We start from the raw sequence: 16,728 nt of genomic DNA, 5'->3' as shown, positions 1-16,728 counted from the left end.
AGTGAGTACGGAAGCCCTCTCATGAACCAACCTGCTGTGCCACCTGAAACTGAACAGGCTACGGAGTCGAACTGGCTACGTTTTGTTGATCTGATTCAGCAGGCGTTTGCCGACCAGCATGCGTTACCGCTCCTGCAACTCATGATGACGCCCGATGAGCGGGAAGCCTTTGGCACACGTCTGCGTATCATCGAATCGCTGCTGAACGGCGACATGAGCCAGCGTGAGTTGAAAAATGAGCTTGGCGTCGGCATCGCGACCATCACCCGGGGATCGAACAGCCTGAAAGAGGCGCCTCCCGCACTCAAGCGCTGGCTGGAGGCCCAATTGCGCCACCCTGAGTCGATTACGCGTAATAAGGATGCGTAAACGGGCAGAGCGCCAGAATTAACGCCTGATGATACATGCTGGAGCGGCTGAGCAGACCATGGGTTAACGTGCCTATCGCACCGCCTTTGTGTTTAATGTTTTCTATGCCGGTCAGGCGCGCCATCTCGTCGCCCAGTTCACGGCCTTCACGTAAACCCGCCATCACGGGCGGCGGCAGCGTAAAGCTGGCTGAACGTGATTCACCCCGCTGCTTGTGGTTTTCCACCACTATCCAGGCAAACGCGCTCTCTTCTTCAATGCCTGCTTCAATCGCGACCCAAAAATCGGCTTCCGGGCGAACCTGACGGGCATTCATGACGCGCTGACGTGCGCCGGTGCGGGTTTCAAGGTTAGAGAGGGGCTGTGCTGCCACGCCGCTCTCGACCTTCACCCCTTCTGTATGGCAGGATCCCTCGCCGAAAACGTCGTTGAATGCCTGAGCAATCGCACGAATCTTCGCTGGATTGGTGGTAGCTGCGACGACATGGTACATAATTAATTGAACCCTCAGGTAATAAAGGCGATTTTGGTCGCAGTATAACGGAAACTACGCATGCTACAGGTCTATCTTGTTCGTCACGGTGAAACGGTATGGAATGCAGAACGCCGCATTCAAGGGCACTCCGACAGTCCGCTGACGGCAAAAGGCGAGCACCAGGCCCGTCAGGTCGGTGAACGGATTAAACACGCAGGTATCACCCATATCATTTCCAGCGACTTAGGACGTACCCGACGTACGGCAGAAATCATTGCCGATGCCTGCGGCTGCGATGTCACCTTTGACGCCCGCCTGCGCGAACTGAATATGGGCGTGCTGGAAAAACGCCTGCTGGACGAGTTGAGTGCGGAAGAAGAGGGCTGGCGCGCGTCGCTGGTTAACGGCACTGAGGGTGGCCGTATTCCGCAGGGCGAATCCATGACAGAACTGGCGCAGCGTATGCAGGATGCCCTGAATGCCTGCCTGGCGTTACCGGCTGGCAGCCGCCCCTTGATTGTCAGCCATGGTATGGCGCTGGGCGTGCTGGTGAGCACCATTCTGGGATTGCCTGCGTATGCGGAACGTCGTCTTCGTCTGCGTAACTGTTCGATTTCCCGCGTTGATCATCAACAAAGCGCCTGGCTGGCAGCGGGCTGGGTGGTCGAAACGGCGGGAGATATTTCGCATCTTGACGAGCCCGCGCTGGACGAACTTCAGCGGTAAGTTGACAGATCATGCCGTCATCGCGACGGCATAATCACAAACGCGATTAACGGCGAATCGGGATCAGATACTCGCACTTAATATCTGCTGGGGGTTCGGTCCGTTTCTTTCCGCCATGGGTAATAAAACGTTCAATATCCTGGCCCTGACGGCGAGTCAGTCCCAGTGTCGGCATGCAGGTGCCATACAGTAACAGGATAAATTCCTGCAAATCTACGCGGGGACCTGCATAGTTGAACTGCACATAGTCGCCTGCTTCCAGGCTGACGTTCTGCCCGGAGTGCATATTCGTTGCGCTGTCCACAGGCACCGCCGTGGTATACAGAATCTCCTGCTCATCATCCTTTTCATGACTGGCACGGACCTGGTGCAGACCGTAAAGCACTGGCGGCACCGTATCCGTTTCCAGCAGAAACTGCCGCCAGAAGTGTAGGCGCATTTCATCACGATATTTGGAAATTTGTTCCAGCGTGCAGGTGTAGCTCTGTGTCTGACCAAACAGTACGGTTTCCGGCAGCGTAACGAACTGGTGTTCCGGCAGTGTGTCATTGCCCAGGCGAATCGGTGGGCGAATGCCGAAGGAGTTCCAGTCAGATGAACGGCGATACCATGCAGGGGTTTGATTAAACTGCTTTTTAAAGGCACGCGTAAAGGTCTGCTGGGAATCGAACCGATACTGTAAGGCGATATCAAGAATCGGGCGACTGGTCAGGCGAAGCGCGACGGCGGCTTTAGAAAGACGCCGTGCCCGGATGTAAGCGCCGATGGCGTGCCCGGTGACATCTTTGAACATCCGTTGTAGATGCCATTTAGAATAACCTGCCTTAATGGAAACGTTATCCAGTGAAAGGGGTTGATCCAAATGGCTCTCCAGCCAGGCAAGCAAATCGCGAATGATACCGGCTTGGTCCATAAAACATCCTCATACTCTGGTGGCGCAGCTAAATGAAGTCGACGAATAATAGTACTTATAGCGTAAAGACGTGATCGGCTTTGATTGGGGTAGTTGTACTATTCACTAACGCGGGAGTTTATACCCTTTTTGCATTGGTTATTGTATCAATTGACAGTACATTACATGCTCATCTATTACATTTGCAATGGTAACTCATGACAATAACTCGTCTTGCGATCGCCACCTTCGCCGGTCTGCTATTTTCCAGTTCGCTGCTGGCCGAAGAGATCGGCTCGGTCGATACCGTATTTAAGATGTTTGGGCCGGACCACAAAATTGTGGTGGAAGCGTTCGATGATCCTGATGTTAAAAATGTAACCTGCTATATCAGTCGGGCCAAAACGGGCGGGATTAAGGGCGGACTGGGACTCGCAGAGGACACGTCTGACGCCGCTATTTCCTGTCAGCAAACCGGACCGGTTGAGTTAAGTGATAAGATCGCCAAAGGAAAAGCGCAGGGTGACGTTGTGTTTCGCCAGCGTACTTCACTGATTTTTAAAAAGTTGCAGGTTGTCCGCTTCTTTGACAGCAAGCGCAATGCGCTGGTCTACCTGGCGTATTCGGATAAGGTGGTGGATGGTTCGCCGAAAAATGCGCTGAGTGCAGTGCCGATTATGCCCTGGCATTAACGCATAAAAAACGCCCGAAAGGGCGTTTTTCTGAGGCCGTTACTCTTGAAGGTCACCGCAGAAACGGTAGCCTTCACCGTGAATGGTAGCAATGATTTCTGGCGTATCCGGTGTGGATTCGAAATGTTTACGAATACGGCGGATGGTGACGTCAACGGTACGATCGTGAGGTTTCAGATCGCGTCCGGTCATTTTTTTCAGCAAATCAGCACGGGTCTGAATTTTGCCGGGATTTTCGCAGAAGTGCAGCATGGCGCGGAACTCGCTGCGCGGCAGTTTGTACTGCTCACCGTTGGGATTGATCAATGAACGGCTGTTGATATCCAGTTCCCAGCCGTTGAACTTATAGCTCTCGACCTGACGACGCTCTTCATTAGGCAGCGGTAAGTTCATGGTGCGTAACAGCAGATTACGTGCACGAATAGTTAACTCACGCGGATTAAATGGCTTCGTGATGTAGTCGTCTGCGCCAATTTCCAGTCCAAGGATCTTATCAACTTCGTTATCGCGTCCTGTCAGGAACATTAATGCCACATTAGCTTGCTCACGCAGTTCACGCGCCAGTAACAGGCCGTTTTTGCCCGGCAGGTTGATGTCCATGATAACCAGGTTGACATCATTGTCGGTCAATACCTGATGCATTTCTGCACCATCGGTCGCTTCATACACGACATAACCTTCCGCCTCAAAAATACTTTTGAGGGTATTACGCGTGACCAGTTCGTCTTCAACGATGAGAATGTGCGGGGTCTGCATGTTTAGCTACCTAATTTTGCCAACTAAATTGAAAACAGGGCGTACAGCGGTTAGGTGCTCTCCAGTGCGGAGAACGGCAAGCTTTGCTGAACCGTTGTACGAAAGTCATTGTGATAAGCTTTTATCAAGGTCAACAACCGTGTTCGCTCAGCCAGCCGTAACGACAATTCCATGCCCTGCGGAATAATAAATTGAAACATATACTAACTGTCTTAACAGCAACCTAACAGCAATAACAACAACTGCTAAGCATAAAAACAACGCTTCGTTGACTTATATCAAATGCAATTGTAGCACGTTAACATTTCTGTGAAAAACATCCCGAAAAATTGACGTAGAAGGCGATTACACGTCATTTTTGTACCGACAGGCACAGCACAGCACAAAACGGGATGTTAGAAACTTACTATCACAGGGGGCTGAATTGAAAGGCTTTTATTTTGAAGTTTCTGATAATGTGCACTTTATGGTAAAAAAGGACGCAATGGCTTTTTTTAACGTGTTTTAACATGTATTTCAGGGTGTTAACCTCAAAGCTTATACCTCTTAATATCACGCTACATGTTACACTGCACCGTCTACATTTACTGATGGAATGATCATGCTTTTTCCTCTTATCCTCGTCTCGCCCGCCCGGCCGGAAAATATCGGCGCAGCGGCCCGTGCCATGAAAACCATGGGTTTTAGTGAACTGCGCATTGTCGCCAGCGATGCCTGGCAGGACCCGGCTGCGCGCCGTGTGGCGCACGGCGCGGGGGACATTCTGGATAACGTGAAAACATTTGCTACGCTGGCTGATGCGCTGGCGGATATCGATTTTTCCGTCGCCACCACCGCGCGCAGTCGCGCCAGGTTCCGTTATTACGCCACGCCCCAGCAGGTTGAAGCCCGGTTGCTTGAAAAGCGGCAGTGGGTAGACAGCATGGCGCTGGTGTTTGGTCGCGAAGACAGTGGGCTGACCAACGAGGAACTGGATCAGGTTGACCTGCTCACCGGGATCCCTATGGCGCAGGACTATCCTTCATTAAATCTCGGGCAGGCGGTGATGGTGTACTGTTATCAGTTAGCGGCCCTTAACCAGGTCACAGCACCCGTTACGCCGCTTGCCGATGCGCAGCAATTGCATGCGTTGCGCCAGCGTCTGACGCAGCTACTCCAGCAACTGGATGTCAGCGACGACATCAAAATGTCAGACTGGATTAATCAGCGTATTGGTTTGCTGGAACAGCGCGACAGTGCAATGCTGCATCGCCTGTTACATGATGTGGAAAAAAAGCTCGCAGAGAAATCCTCGGGGAATGCGTAACTATTTAGTGACAGATGTTAATTAAGCGCACGATACCAAACGATTCGCCAGGTTTTTTTCCTGCAATCACACGCTAAGCATGGCGAGTTTTTTTTGCACAAAGGATAAAACCGTTGACTTGATGTGCGCTTTGATTTACTTCTTAGAACCAGACGGACAATCAATGACAGACAGAAAATAAATCTGAATGCGTAATCACAGCCTGAACACCACAATTATTACCACCACCATTACCATGGGTAACGGGGCGGGCTGACGCATCCAGGAAAAACAAAAAAAGAAGCCCGCACCTCACGAGTGCGGGTTTTTTTTTGACTCAAAATCAGGAGAGTTGACATCATGCGAGTGCTGAAATTCGGTGGGACCTCGGTGGCCAATGCAGAGCGTTTTCTGCGCGTCGCCGATATTCTGGAAAGTAATGCGCAACAGGGACAGGTTGCTACCGTGCTTTCTGCACCTGCAAAGATTACCAACCACCTGGTTGCGATGATTGAAAAAACCATCAGCGGTCAGGATGCGTTGCCCAATTTGAGTGATGCGACGCGCATCTTCGCAGAACTGCTGCAGGGGCTGGCCGAGGCACAACCCGGTTTCGACTATGAGGGGCTGAAAAGCCGTGTTGACAGCGAATTTGCGCAACTTAAACAGGTTCTGCACGGCATCAGCCTGTTAGGACAGTGCCCTGACAGCGTCAATGCGGCCATTATCTGTCGGGGCGAGAAGCTCTCCATTGCCATTATGGAAAAGCTGTTAGAAGCCCGTGGCTATGGCGTCAGCGTGATCGACCCGGTCGAAAAACTGCTGGCCATCGGTCATTATCTGGAATCAACCGTGGATATCGCCGAGTCAACCCGCCGCATTGAAGCCAGTCAGATCCCAACAGAAAACATGATCCTGATGGCTGGTTTCACCGCCGGTAACGAACGGGGTGAACTGGTGGTGCTGGGCCGCAACGGTTCTGACTATTCAGCGGCGGTGCTGGCGGCCTGCCTGCGGGCCGATTGCTGTGAGATCTGGACCGATGTGGACGGGGTTTATACCTGCGATCCGCGCCAGGTTCCGGACGCGCGCCTGCTCAAATCCATGTCTTACCAGGAAGCAATGGAGCTGTCCTATTTCGGGGCCAAAGTTCTGCATCCTCGCACTATCGCACCTATCGCGCAGTTTCAAATCCCGTGCCTGATCAAAAACACGGCCAATCCCCAGGCGCCAGGTACGCTGATTAGCGGCAACGGCGAGCAGGATGAGTATCCGGTCAAAGGCATCACCAACCTGAACAATATGGCGATGTTTAACGTCTCCGGCCCGGGCATGAAAGGCATGGTGGGCATGGCGGCCCGCGTCTTTGCCACCATGTCGCGCACCGGCATTTCTGTGGTGCTCATTACCCAGTCTTCGTCTGAATACAGCATCAGCTTCTGCGTTCCTCAGAGCGAGCAGGCCCGCGCCCGTCGCGTGCTGGAGGACGAATTCTATCTTGAACTGAAAGATGGTCTGCTGGATGCGCTGGACGTTATCGAAAATCTGGCGGTGATCTCGGTCGTGGGTGACGGAATGCGTACCCTGCGCGGGATTTCAGCCAAGTTCTTCTCTGCGCTGGCGCGGGCCAATATCAATATCATTGCGATTGCTCAGGGCTCGTCTGAACGATCAATTTCCGTCGTGGTAAACAATGACGACGCCACCACCGGTGTTCGCGTGGTGCACCAGATGCTGTTTGCCACCGATCAGGTGATTGAAGTCTTCGTGGTGGGCGTTGGCGGTGTGGGCGGCGCGCTGCTGGATCAGTTGCATCGCCAGCAGGCCTGGCTCAAACAGAAGCATATCGACTTGCGCGTATGCGGTATCGCCAATTCCCGTGCGCTGTTAACCAATGTACACGGTATTGATCTCAGTAACTGGAAAGGCGAGATGGAGCAGGCCAAAGAGCCGTTCAATCTGGGACGCTTAATTCGTCTGGTAAAAGAGTATCATTTGCTCAATCCGGTCATTGTGGACTGCACATCAAGTCAGGCGGTGGCCGACCAGTACGCGGATTTCCTGGCTGAGGGCTTCCACGTAGTGACGCCGAATAAAAAGGCGAATACCGCGTCATGGGAATATTACCAAAAGATGCGCGCCGCCGCTGCCGGATCGCGCCGTAAGTTCCTGTACGACACTAACGTGGGCGCCGGTTTGCCCGTCATTGAAAATTTGCAAAATTTGCTGAATGCAGGCGATGAATTGATCCGCTTCTCCGGTATTCTGTCGGGATCGCTGTCGTATATTTTTGGCAAACTGGATGAAGGTGTCTCGCTGTCGGAGGCCACGCGCATGGCGCGCGAAATGGGATTCACTGAGCCGGATCCGCGTGACGATTTATCCGGCACGGATGTCGCGCGTAAGCTGCTCATTCTGGCCCGCGAAGCCGGCTATCAACACGAAATGCACGACATTGAGATTGAGCCGTTGCTGCCAGCGCACCTGACCGCCATCGCCGATGTTGAGCAGTTTATGCAGCAACTGCCCGACGTCGATGCGGCGATTGCCGCCCGAGTGGCGCAGGCGCGTGAGGCGGGCAAAGTGTTGCGTCTGGTCGGCGTGATCGAAGAAGGCGGGGCGTGCAAAGTCAAGATCGAGGCAGTAGACAGTAACGATCCGCTTTTTAAAGTGAAAAACGGTGAGAATGCACTGGCGTTCTACAGCCGCTATTATCAGCCCATTCCGTTGGTGTTGCGCGGATACGGTGCAGGAAATGACGTGACAGCAGCGGGCGTGTTCGCCGATCTGCTGCGCACACTGTCGTGGAAGTTGGGAGTGTAATGATGGTAAAAATTCATGCGCCGGCCTCAATAGGCAATGTCAGCGTGGGCTTTGATGTGCTGGGCGCGGCGGTCTCGCCAGTGGATGGTTCATTGCTGGGAGATTGCGTCTCGGTCGAGGCGGCCGACAGCTTTAGCCTGAGCAATACTGGCCGCTTTGTCAGTAAACTGCCCAGCGATCCTAAAGAGAATATCGTTTATCAGTGCTGGGAGCGGTTCTGCGAAGCCATTGGCAAAAGCGTGCCGGTGGCGATCACGCTGGAAAAAAACATGCCTATAGGCTCGGGGCTGGGCTCCAGCGCCTGTTCCGTGGTTGCGGGTCTGATGGCCATGAACGAATTTTGTGGCAAACCGCTGGATGACAACCAACTCCTGACGTTAATGGGGGAGCTGGAAGGGCGCATTTCCGGTAGCGTGCATTACGATAATGTCGCGCCGTGCTTCCTTGGCGGGATTCAACTGATGATCGAGGAAAATGGGATCATTACCCAGGCGGTGCCAGGCTTTGACGACTGGCTGTGGGTGATGGCCTATCCGGGCATCAAAGTGTCAACAGCGGAGGCGCGGGCGATTTTACCGGCGCAGTACGCGAAGCAGGACTGCATCAAGCACGGCCGACTGCTGGCCGGATTCATTCACGCCTGCCATACGCGCCAACCCGCGCTGGCGGCTAAACTGATGCAGGATGTGATTGCTGAGCCGTACCGGACTCAGCTGTTACCGGGCTTTGCCCAGGCACGTCAGGCTGCTCAGGATATCGGGGCGCTGGCCTGCGGTATTTCGGGCTCTGGCCCCACGCTCTTTGCCATTTGCAACCAGATGGAAACGGCACAGCAGATGGCCGACTGGCTGAGCCAGCACTATCTGCAGAACGATGAAGGCTTCGTCCATATCTGCCGTCTTGATACGGCTGGCGCACGTAAACTGGGATAACGCATGAAACTCTACAATCTTAAGGATCATAACGAGCAGGTCAGCTTCGCCCAGGCGGTGAAACAAGGTCTGGGTTCACAGCAAGGGCTGTTTTTCCCGCTTGAGCTACCTGAATTTGAACTGACCGACATCGATGCCATGCTGGAGATGGATTTTGTTACACGCAGCAGCAAAATCCTCTCTGCCTATATTGGCGACGAAGTGCCGGCGGCGCATCTGACCGAACGCCTGAAAACGGCCTTTACCTTTCCGGCACCGATCAAAGCGGTGACCGATGATGTCGCCTGTCTTGAACTGTTCCACGGCCCAACCCTGGCGTTCAAAGACTTTGGCGGCCGTTTTATGGCGCAGATGCTGTCCTATGTAAGTGGTTCAGATGAGCAGATCACGATTCTGACGGCAACCTCTGGCGATACCGGTGCCGCCGTCGCCCATGCGTTTTACGGCATGGAAAATGTGCGCGTCGTGATCCTGTATCCGCAGGGCAAAATCAGCCCGTTGCAGGAGAAATTGTTCTGTACGCTGGGCGGCAACATCGAAACCATTGCGATTGACGGCGATTTTGATGCCTGCCAGGCATTGGTCAAACAGGCCTTTGATGATCAGGAACTGAAGAAAGCTATCGGCCTGAACTCAGCCAACTCCATCAACATCAGCCGTCTGCTGGCGCAGATTTGTTATTACTTTGAAGCCGTCGCGCAGCTGCCGCAGGAAAAACGTAATCAACTGGTCGTCTCTGTACCAAGTGGCAACTTTGGTGATTTGACGGCAGGTCTGCTGGCGAAGTCACTTGGGCTGCCGATCAAGCGGTTTATTGCGGCAACGAATGCCAATGACACGGTGCCGCGCTTTCTTGGCAACGGCGAATGGCAGCCTAACGCGACCGTCGCGACATTGTCGAACGCCATGGATGTGAGCCAGCCGAATAACTGGCCGCGCGTTGAGGAGCTGTTCCGTCGCAAAACCTGGCGCCTGAGTGATTTAGCCTACGGCGCGGTATCCGACGCGGTGACGCGCGAAGCGATGCGTGATCTGGCGAAACTGGGTTACGTATCAGAGCCGCACGCGGCGATTGCCTGGCGCTTGCTGCGTGACCAGTTACAGGACGGCGAGTACGGCTTATTCCTTGGCACGGCGCACCCGGCGAAGTTCCTGGAGAGCGTGGAAAGTATTCTGGAGCAGAAGCTGGCGCTGCCGACTGAACTGGCAGAGCGTGCCGATCTGCCGTTGCTGTCGCATACCATGAAGGCAGATTTTGCCTCACTGCGTGCCTTTTTGCTGAAATAAAAGAAAGGTGGCTCGTGCCACCTTCCTGCATTCCGTCGCGCGTCGGGCAGGTTTACTGTTCGGCGCGTTTAAACACCAGTTCGTTGTCTCTGCTTTCCTCTGCTGCAAACCGATAACCCTCAAGGTCAAACCGGGTTAACTGCTCAGGTTGGGTCAGGCGCTGCTGAATAATAAAGCGGCTCATCAATCCCCGGGCCTTCTTCGCATAGAAACTGATGACTTTATATTTGCCGTTTTTCTCATCCAGAAACACCGGCTTGATCAGGCGCGCCTGCAGCTTTTTCGGTTTGATCGCTTTGAAGTATTCGTCTGACGCCAGATTAATCAATACGTCATCGCCCTGGCGGGCAAGGGCTTCATTCAGTTTTTCAGTGAGCAGGTCGCCCCAGAAGCTGTAAAGATCCTGGCCTGCCGGATTCGCCAGCTTGATGCCCATCTCCAGGCGATACGGCTGCATCAGATCCAGCGGACGCAGTAAACCGTATAAGCCCGACAGCATCCGCAGATGTTGCTGCGCAAAGTCGAAATCGTGTTCGCTAAAGGTTTCAGCCTGCAAACCGGTGTAGACATCGCCTTTGAACGCCAGAATAGCCTGACGGGCATTGTCCAGGCTGAAGTCGGGATGCCAGCTGTTGAAACGTTCGGCGTTCAGATGGGCCAGTTTATCGCTGATACTCATTAATGACGCGATCTGCGCAGGCGACAGCGTACGCGCAATCTGAATCAACTGTTGTGACTTTTCTAACAGGGCAGGTTGGGTAAAGTGCTGCGTGGCCAGGGGGCTTTCATAATCCAGCGTTTTGGCGGGCGAGATCACCATCAACATCGTCGCGTCCTCAGTAAGTCCCTTTCAGAAAGGGGAGAGCCAGTCATTGTTGCTGCGAGTGTAGCAAAAAAGCCGCAAGGATCGGCAAATCACTCCCATTCGTTCGCGCTATCGTAAACGGCATTCCCCGACCTTGCACCGCCGTTGCCGCGTGATATTATCCCAACAGCCTTTTATCACCCTGACAGTTAACTAAGAGAAAAGAACATGACGGACAAACTGACCTCCCTGCGTCAACTGACCACCGTAGTGGCCGACACCGGTGATATCGCAGCGATGAAGCTGTATCAACCCCAGGATGCCACCACCAACCCTTCTCTGATTCTTAACGCTGCTCAAATCCCTGAATACCGTAAACTGATTGATGAAGCGATCGCGTGGGCACGTCAGCAGAGCAACGATAAAGAGCAACAACTGCAACTGGTCTCTGACAAACTGGCCGTAAACATTGGTCTGGAAATCCTTAAACTGGTCCCGGGCCGCATTTCGACCGAAGTGGATGCGCGTCTTTCTTACGACACAGAAGCCAGCATTGCCAAGGCACGCAGCCTGATCAAACTCTATAACGATGCCGGTATCAGCAACGATCGTATCCTGATCAAACTGGCGTCAACCTGGCAGGGTATTCGTGCAGCAGAACAGCTGGAAAAAGAAGGCATCAACTGTAACCTGACGCTGCTGTTCTCCTTCGCCCAGGCGCGTGCCTGTGCGGAAGCGGGCGTGTATCTGATTTCGCCTTTTGTAGGCCGTATCCTCGACTGGTACAAAGCGAACACCGACAAAAAAGAGTACGCGCCACACGAAGATCCAGGCGTGGTATCCGTCTCTGAAATCTATAACTACTACAAGCAACACGGTTATGAAACGGTGGTTATGGGGGCAAGCTTCCGTAACGTCGGTGAAATCATTGAGCTGGCTGGCTGTGACCGTCTGACCATTTCACCTGCGCTGCTGAAGGAGCTGGCTGAAAGCGAGGGCTCGCTGGAGCGTAAGCTGAGCTACAGCGGTGAAGTGAAAGCGCGTCCGGAGAAAATGACCGAGTCAGAGTTCCTGTGGCAGCACAACCAGGATCCGATGGCGGTGACCAAGCTGGCGGAAGGTATCCGCAACTTTGCCATCGACCAGGGCAAACTTGAGAAGATGCTGGCAGAAATGCTGTAATCGTTCACCGTGGCGGCACCGTCGCCACGGTTTTCCCTTTCCGTCACGGTTTGTTATTCTTTTCACTACGTCCTTTCCTTATCACCGCACTGCGGTAAACCACAGCGAACAACATCATGAACACATTACGTATCGGATTGATCTCGGTTTCCGATCGCGCAGCGAACGGCATTTATCAGGATCAGGGCATTCCGGCTCTGGAAGCCTGGCTGAGCGGTGCGATCAGCACGCCTTTTGAACTGGAAACGCGACTGGTCCCGGATGAGCAGCCCATGATTGAGCAGGCCATTTGCGAGCTGGTGGACGAAAGCTTCTGTCATCTGGTGCTGACCACCGGTGGAACCGGTCCGGCACGTCGTGATGTGACGCCGGATGCGACGTTAGCGGTGGCCGATCGCGAGATGCCAGGATTTGGCGAGCAGATGCGGCAAATCAGCCTGAAGTTTGTGCCGACCGCGATTCTATCGCGCCAGGTGGGCGTGATTCGTAAACAATCCCTGATCCTTAACCTGCCCGGTCAGCCGAAATCCATTAAAGAAACGCTGGAGGGGCTGAAAGACGCGCAGGGCAACGTCCTGGTCCCAGGAATTTTTGCAGCTGTACCTTATTGTTTACAGTTGCTCGACGGACCTTATGTCGAAACCCATGCGGAATGCGTAGCAGCTTTTCGCCCAAAAAGCGCCATACGTGAGATAAATAACTAAATATTCTGCTTTTCAGGAATAAGCTACAGCCTGGCTGGTGTGGTGATAAATTGACGGTATAGTAAGCACAGCTTTACAACCGTTCTCTTTATCTCTGGACGCCTATGACCACACTTGAGACGCCGCGCCTGAAACCTCAGGACTATAAAACGCTGGCACTGGCTGCGCTGGGTGGCGCGCTGGAATTTTACGACTTTATCATCTTCGTTTTTTTCGCCGCCGTTATCGGTGAACTCTTCTTTCCCGCCGATATCCCCGACTGGCTTCGTCAGTTACAGACGTTCGCCATTTTTGCCGCGGGTTATCTGGCGCGTCCGCTTGGTGGCATCATCATGGCGCACTTTGGCGACAAAGTGGGCCGTAAAAAAATGTTCAGCCTGAGCATATTGCTGATGGCCTTACCCACCCTGGCAATGGGCGCGTTGCCCACCTGGTCGTCGATTGGTCTTGCCGCGCCGCTGTTGATGCTGCTTCTGCGCATGCTGCAGGGGGCGGCTATCGGTGGTGAAGTGCCTGGTGCATGGGTGTTTGTGGCGGAGCATGTGCCTTACAAACGCATTGGTATCGCCTGCGGCACGCTGACCGCCGGACTGACGATTGGCATCCTGTTGGGATCGGTGGTGGCAACCTTAATTAATACAACGCTGACGCAACAGGCGATTCACGATGGCGGCTGGCGCATTCCTTTCTTTCTGGGCGGGGCGTTTGGCTTAGGCGCCATGTATTTACGCCGCTGGCTGCATGAAACGCCGGTTTTCGTGGAGATGCAGCAGCGCAAAACGCTGGCGCAGGAACTGCCGCTGAAAACCGTGGTCATGAAACATCGAAAATCGGTAGCGATTTCAATTCTGCTGACCTGGATGCTGTCGGCCTGTATCGTTGTGGTGATTTTGATGGCACCGGTCTGGTTGCAGAAACAGCATGGAATGGCGCCGGCGCTGACCTTAAAAGCCAACAGCATTGCGATTATTATGCTGTGTGTGGGCTGTATCGTATCCGGACTGCTGGTGGACCGCTTCGGTACCAGCCGGACATTAAGCACAGGAAGCGTATTGCTCGCACTGTGCAGCGGGCTGTTCTATTCGCTGGCACCGCAGCATCCCGATTACCTGTTTTTGCTTTACGGGCTGGCAGGTCTTAGCGTGGGTGTTGTCGGGATTGTGCCCTTTGTCATGGTGCGCGCGTTCCCCGCCGAGGTTCGCTTCACCGGCCTGTCTTTTTCCTACAACCTTTCCTATGCGGTGTTTGGCGGGCTGACGCCGATTTGCGTAACATTGCTAATGAATGTGTCTCCCCTGGCGCCTGGCTGGTATGTCATGGCGCTGGCGCTGGTGGGACTGATCGTCAGCGTCTGGCTGAGACAGGATATCAGCCACGAGCCTTGCCTGAGTGAAGGCATCAATCAGGCCTGAACCCTGTACGCGGAGCCCGGCTCCGCGCTTTCTTTTTCTCTGCCAGCCGCGGCGTGCAGTCTGATGCTCGCCGCCGCGCCCTGCGCCAGATAAAAGCGTACCGTACCCGGACTGCCCATTGTATGGATGAACAGAATCGAAACGTGGACTGTTTCGAGGCGGCATTTTGCCGCACTCTCGTCAGGGAGCGCGTCAGTTTATTATCTTGGTTAAGGCAGCCTGAGCGGCCGTTGAAAATTTTTTTTCATTTAACCCTTGATGCGCTTCTAAGCGACCCCATTTACTTGTCATCGAGCGTTGTGGACGTTGGAAAAAAAAGCATGTGAGGTCGGGTTGAATGTCATCAACCTGCCCACATAAAAGGTTCACAACCCAAACTGGCAACGAATTTAAGTGGGAGATGTTTAGATGGGTAAGATTATTGGTATTGACCTGGGTACAACCAACTCTTGTGTTGCGGTCATGGACGGCACCAAAGCGCGTGTGCTTGAGAACGCCGAAGGCGATCGCACCACGCCTTCGATCATCGCTTACACACAGGATGGTGAAACTCTGGTCGGACAACCGGCTAAACGTCAGGCTGTGACCAACCCGCAGAATACCCTGTTTGCGATCAAGCGTCTGATTGGCCGTCGCTTCCAGGACGAAGAAGTACAGCGTGATATCAAAATCATGCCTTACAAAATTGTGGGTGCTGATAACGGCGACGCATGGCTGGAAGTGAAAGGCCAGAAAATGGCACCGCCGCAGATTTCTGCGGAAGTGCTGAAAAAAATGAAGAAAACGGCTGAAGATTTCCTGGGTGAGCCCGTAACTGAAGCGGTTATCACCGTTCCGGCTTACTTCAACGATGCTCAGCGTCAGGCAACCAAAGATGCTGGCCGTATCGCAGGTCTGGAAGTCAAACGTATCATCAACGAACCGACGGCAGCAGCGCTGGCGTACGGCCTGGATAAAGGCCAGGGCAACCGCACCATCGCAGTTTATGACCTGGGTGGCGGTACCTTCGATATCTCTATCATCGAAATCGACGACGTTGATGGCGAAAAGACCTTTGAAGTTCTGGCAACTAACGGTGATACACACCTGGGTGGTGAAGACTTCGACAGCCGCCTGATCAACTATCTGGTGGCAGAATTTAAGAAAGACCAGGGCATCGATCTGCACAACGATCCACTGGCGATGCAGCGCCTGAAAGAAGCTGCCGAGAAAGCCAAGATCGAGCTGTCTTCTGCGCAGCAGACCGATGTTAACCTGCCGTACATTACGGCGGATGCTACCGGTCCTAAGCACCTGAACATCAAAGTGACCCGTTCTAAACTGGAGTCGCTGGTTGAAGATCTGGTTGCGCGCTCTATCGAGCCGCTGAAAGTCGCACTGCAGGATGCGGGCCTGTCCGTTTCGGACATCAACGACGTTATCCTGGTGGGTGGTCAGACACGTATGCCACTGGTTCAGGCTAAAGTGACTGAGTTCTTTGGCAAAGAGCCACGTAAAGACGTGAACCCGGATGAAGCGGTGGCGGTCGGTGCTGCGGTACAGGGCGGTGTGTTAGGTGGCGACGTGAAAGACGTTCTGCTGCTGGACGTGACTCCGCTGTCACTGGGTATCGAAACCATGGGCGGCGTGATGACTTCGCTGATCAGCAAGAACACCACCATCCCAACCAAGCACAGCCAGGTGTTCTCGACGGCAGAAGACAACCAGTCTGCGGTAACGATTCACGTGCTGCAGGGTGAGCGTAAGCGTGCCAGCGACAACAAGTCACTGGGCCAGTTTAACCTGGACGGCATTCAGCCTGCGCCACGCGGTATGCCGCAGATCGAAGTGACCTTCGACATCGATGCGGATGGTATCCTGCACGTATCAGCGAAGGACAAAAACAGCGGTAAAGAGCAGAAGATCACCATTAAAGCGTCTTCCGGCCTGAACGAGGACGAGATTGCGAAAATGGTGCGTGATGCTGAAGCGAACGCGGAATCTGACCGTAAGTTCGAAGAGCTTGTGCAGACCCGCAACCAGGGTGACCAGATCGCTCACAGCACACGTAAGCAGCTGGATGAAGCGGGCGACAAACTGTCAGCGGATGACAAAGCCCCAATCGAAGCGGCGCTGAGCGCGCTGGAAACGGCGCTGAAAGGCGAAGATAAAGCAGAGATCGATGCCAAAATGCAGGCGCTGATGGAAGTTTCCAGCAAACTGATGGAAGCCGCACAGCAGTCTCAGGCGGGTGCAGCGGATGCCCACGATGCGTCAGCGAAGAAAGATGACGATGTGGTCGATGCTGAATTCGAAGAAGTAAAAGACAATAAGAAATAATTGCCCCTGACCGGGCGCGACGGTTGCCCTGACAGCCGTTGAAACCAGCACGGGCGTAGGAGTTTTCTC

16 protein-coding genes and 1 other annotated feature are annotated in these 16,728 nt (G+C 53.8%); of the genes, 12 read left to right on the top strand and 4 right to left on the bottom strand.

Annotation, left to right across the window (positions count from 1 at the left end):
- Positions 1-21: 21 nt before the first annotated feature.
- Complete coding sequence (gene trpR, locus RAC90_RS12745) at positions 22-369, top strand: trp operon repressor (RefSeq protein ID WP_325991646.1); 348 nt, start codon at positions 22-24, stop codon at positions 367-369.
- Here trpR and yjjX read toward each other — a convergent pair.
- Positions 347-862: an inosine/xanthosine triphosphatase gene (gene yjjX / locus RAC90_RS12740; protein ID WP_375124395.1), complete on the bottom strand. Its 516-nt coding sequence runs from the start codon at positions 860-862 to the stop codon at positions 347-349. The two genes, trpR and yjjX, sit on opposite strands and share 23 nt — an antisense overlap.
- A 60-nt stretch (positions 863-922) precedes the next feature.
- On the opposite strand from yjjX, the gene gpmB reads away from it, so the two are divergent.
- Entirely contained in the window at positions 923-1,570 is a 648-nt protein-coding gene (gene gpmB / locus RAC90_RS12735; RefSeq protein ID WP_033740218.1) for a 2,3-diphosphoglycerate-dependent phosphoglycerate mutase GpmB, read from the top strand.
- Between the two features lie 46 nt (positions 1,571-1,616).
- Here the strand turns inward: gpmB and robA are convergent, their stop codons facing one another.
- Positions 1,617-2,483: an MDR efflux pump AcrAB transcriptional activator RobA gene (gene robA / locus RAC90_RS12730; RefSeq protein WP_006117617.1), complete on the bottom strand. Its 867-nt coding sequence runs from the start codon at positions 2,481-2,483 to the stop codon at positions 1,617-1,619.
- Between the two features lie 197 nt (positions 2,484-2,680).
- Between robA and creA the strand changes: the two genes are divergently transcribed.
- A complete protein-coding gene (gene creA / locus RAC90_RS12725) occupies positions 2,681-3,154 on the top strand; it encodes a protein CreA (protein WP_006117619.1) in 474 nt (157 codons plus the stop codon).
- Positions 3,155-3,193: 39 nt separating this feature from the next.
- Here the strand turns inward: creA and arcA are convergent, their stop codons facing one another.
- Positions 3,194-3,910: a two-component system response regulator ArcA gene (gene arcA / locus RAC90_RS12720; RefSeq protein ID WP_006117620.1), complete on the bottom strand. Its 717-nt coding sequence runs from the start codon at positions 3,908-3,910 to the stop codon at positions 3,194-3,196.
- 601 nt (positions 3,911-4,511) lie between these two features.
- On the opposite strand from arcA, the gene RAC90_RS12715 reads away from it, so the two are divergent.
- The 5 genes from RAC90_RS12715 (at position 4,512) to thrC (ending at position 10,237) form a co-directional block, all read left to right on the top strand.
- Complete coding sequence (locus tag RAC90_RS12715; protein ID WP_110267865.1) at positions 4,512-5,216, top strand: tRNA/rRNA methyltransferase; 705 nt, start codon at positions 4,512-4,514, stop codon at positions 5,214-5,216.
- 187 nt (positions 5,217-5,403) lie between these two features.
- On the top strand, positions 5,404-5,472 hold the full coding sequence (gene thrL / locus RAC90_RS12710; RefSeq protein ID WP_071988721.1) for a thr operon leader peptide: 69 nt from the start codon (positions 5,404-5,406) through the stop codon (positions 5,470-5,472).
- Positions 5,411-5,530: a sequence feature (Thr leader region), on the top strand. Its footprint overlaps the gene before it by 62 nt.
- A 25-nt stretch (positions 5,531-5,555) precedes the next feature.
- On the top strand, positions 5,556-8,018 hold the full coding sequence (gene thrA, locus RAC90_RS12705) for a bifunctional aspartate kinase/homoserine dehydrogenase I (RefSeq protein ID WP_033740220.1): 2,463 nt from the start codon (positions 5,556-5,558) through the stop codon (positions 8,016-8,018).
- A gap of 2 nt (positions 8,019-8,020) precedes the next feature.
- Positions 8,021-8,950, top strand: a complete 930-nt coding sequence (thrB, locus tag RAC90_RS12700) for a homoserine kinase (RefSeq protein WP_006117623.1) — start codon at positions 8,021-8,023, stop codon at positions 8,948-8,950.
- Positions 8,951-8,953: 3 nt separating this feature from the next.
- Positions 8,954-10,237 carry a threonine synthase gene (gene thrC / locus RAC90_RS12695; RefSeq protein ID WP_006117624.1) on the top strand — a complete coding sequence of 428 codons (1,284 nt, stop codon included), beginning with the start codon at positions 8,954-8,956 and terminating at the stop codon, positions 10,235-10,237.
- Positions 10,238-10,289: 52 nt separating this feature from the next.
- On the opposite strand, the gene yaaA is transcribed toward thrC, so the two are convergent.
- Entirely contained in the window at positions 10,290-11,063 is a 774-nt protein-coding gene (gene yaaA / locus RAC90_RS12690; RefSeq protein ID WP_054634518.1) for a peroxide stress protein YaaA, read from the bottom strand.
- A 207-nt stretch (positions 11,064-11,270) separates the two neighbouring features.
- Between yaaA and tal the strand changes: the two genes are divergently transcribed.
- The 4 genes from tal (at position 11,271) to dnaK (ending at position 16,659) form a co-directional block, all read left to right on the top strand.
- A complete protein-coding gene (tal, locus tag RAC90_RS12685; protein WP_006117626.1) occupies positions 11,271-12,224 on the top strand; it encodes a transaldolase in 954 nt (317 codons plus the stop codon).
- A 116-nt stretch (positions 12,225-12,340) separates the two neighbouring features.
- Complete coding sequence (gene mog, locus RAC90_RS12680) at positions 12,341-12,928, top strand: molybdopterin adenylyltransferase (protein ID WP_205959185.1); 588 nt, start codon at positions 12,341-12,343, stop codon at positions 12,926-12,928.
- A 104-nt stretch (positions 12,929-13,032) separates the two neighbouring features.
- The gene (locus RAC90_RS12675; RefSeq protein ID WP_006117628.1) at positions 13,033-14,340 is read left to right on the top strand and encodes an MFS transporter; all 1,308 of its coding nucleotides are present in this window, start codon (positions 13,033-13,035) and stop codon (positions 14,338-14,340) included.
- Between the two features lie 408 nt (positions 14,341-14,748).
- A complete protein-coding gene (gene dnaK, locus RAC90_RS12670; protein WP_039338776.1) occupies positions 14,749-16,659 on the top strand; it encodes a molecular chaperone DnaK in 1,911 nt (636 codons plus the stop codon).
- Positions 16,660-16,728 lie beyond the last annotated feature (69 nt).

This window comes from Pantoea sp. CS_6 (genome assembly GCF_041954745.1).
In the GTDB taxonomy this organism is placed as follows: Bacteria; Pseudomonadota; Gammaproteobacteria; order Enterobacterales; family Enterobacteriaceae; genus Pantoea; species Pantoea stewartii.
This window is presented reverse-complemented; position numbering and strand designations above follow the sequence as displayed.

Bases quoted from the DNA above. Each gene is read 5' to 3' on its own strand.
- trpR (WP_325991646.1), top strand. From the start codon at position 22: ATGAACCAACCTGCTGTGCCACCTGAAACTGAACAGGCTACGGAGTCG.
- yjjX (WP_375124395.1), bottom strand. From the start codon at position 862: ATGTACCATGTCGTCGCAGCTACCACCAATCCAGCGAAGATTCGTGCG.
- gpmB (WP_033740218.1), top strand. From the start codon at position 923: ATGCTACAGGTCTATCTTGTTCGTCACGGTGAAACGGTATGGAATGCA.
- robA (WP_006117617.1), bottom strand. From the start codon at position 2,483: ATGGACCAAGCCGGTATCATTCGCGATTTGCTTGCCTGGCTGGAGAGC.
- creA (WP_006117619.1), top strand. From the start codon at position 2,681: ATGACAATAACTCGTCTTGCGATCGCCACCTTCGCCGGTCTGCTATTT.
- arcA (WP_006117620.1), bottom strand. From the start codon at position 3,910: ATGCAGACCCCGCACATTCTCATCGTTGAAGACGAACTGGTCACGCGT.
- RAC90_RS12715 (WP_110267865.1), top strand. From the start codon at position 4,512: ATGCTTTTTCCTCTTATCCTCGTCTCGCCCGCCCGGCCGGAAAATATC.
- thrA (WP_033740220.1), top strand. From the start codon at position 5,556: ATGCGAGTGCTGAAATTCGGTGGGACCTCGGTGGCCAATGCAGAGCGT.
- thrB (WP_006117623.1), top strand. From the start codon at position 8,021: ATGGTAAAAATTCATGCGCCGGCCTCAATAGGCAATGTCAGCGTGGGC.
- thrC (WP_006117624.1), top strand. From the start codon at position 8,954: ATGAAACTCTACAATCTTAAGGATCATAACGAGCAGGTCAGCTTCGCC.
- yaaA (WP_054634518.1), bottom strand. From the start codon at position 11,063: ATGTTGATGGTGATCTCGCCCGCCAAAACGCTGGATTATGAAAGCCCC.
- tal (WP_006117626.1), top strand. From the start codon at position 11,271: ATGACGGACAAACTGACCTCCCTGCGTCAACTGACCACCGTAGTGGCC.
- mog (WP_205959185.1), top strand. From the start codon at position 12,341: ATGAACACATTACGTATCGGATTGATCTCGGTTTCCGATCGCGCAGCG.
- RAC90_RS12675 (WP_006117628.1), top strand. From the start codon at position 13,033: ATGACCACACTTGAGACGCCGCGCCTGAAACCTCAGGACTATAAAACG.
- dnaK (WP_039338776.1), top strand. From the start codon at position 14,749: ATGGGTAAGATTATTGGTATTGACCTGGGTACAACCAACTCTTGTGTT.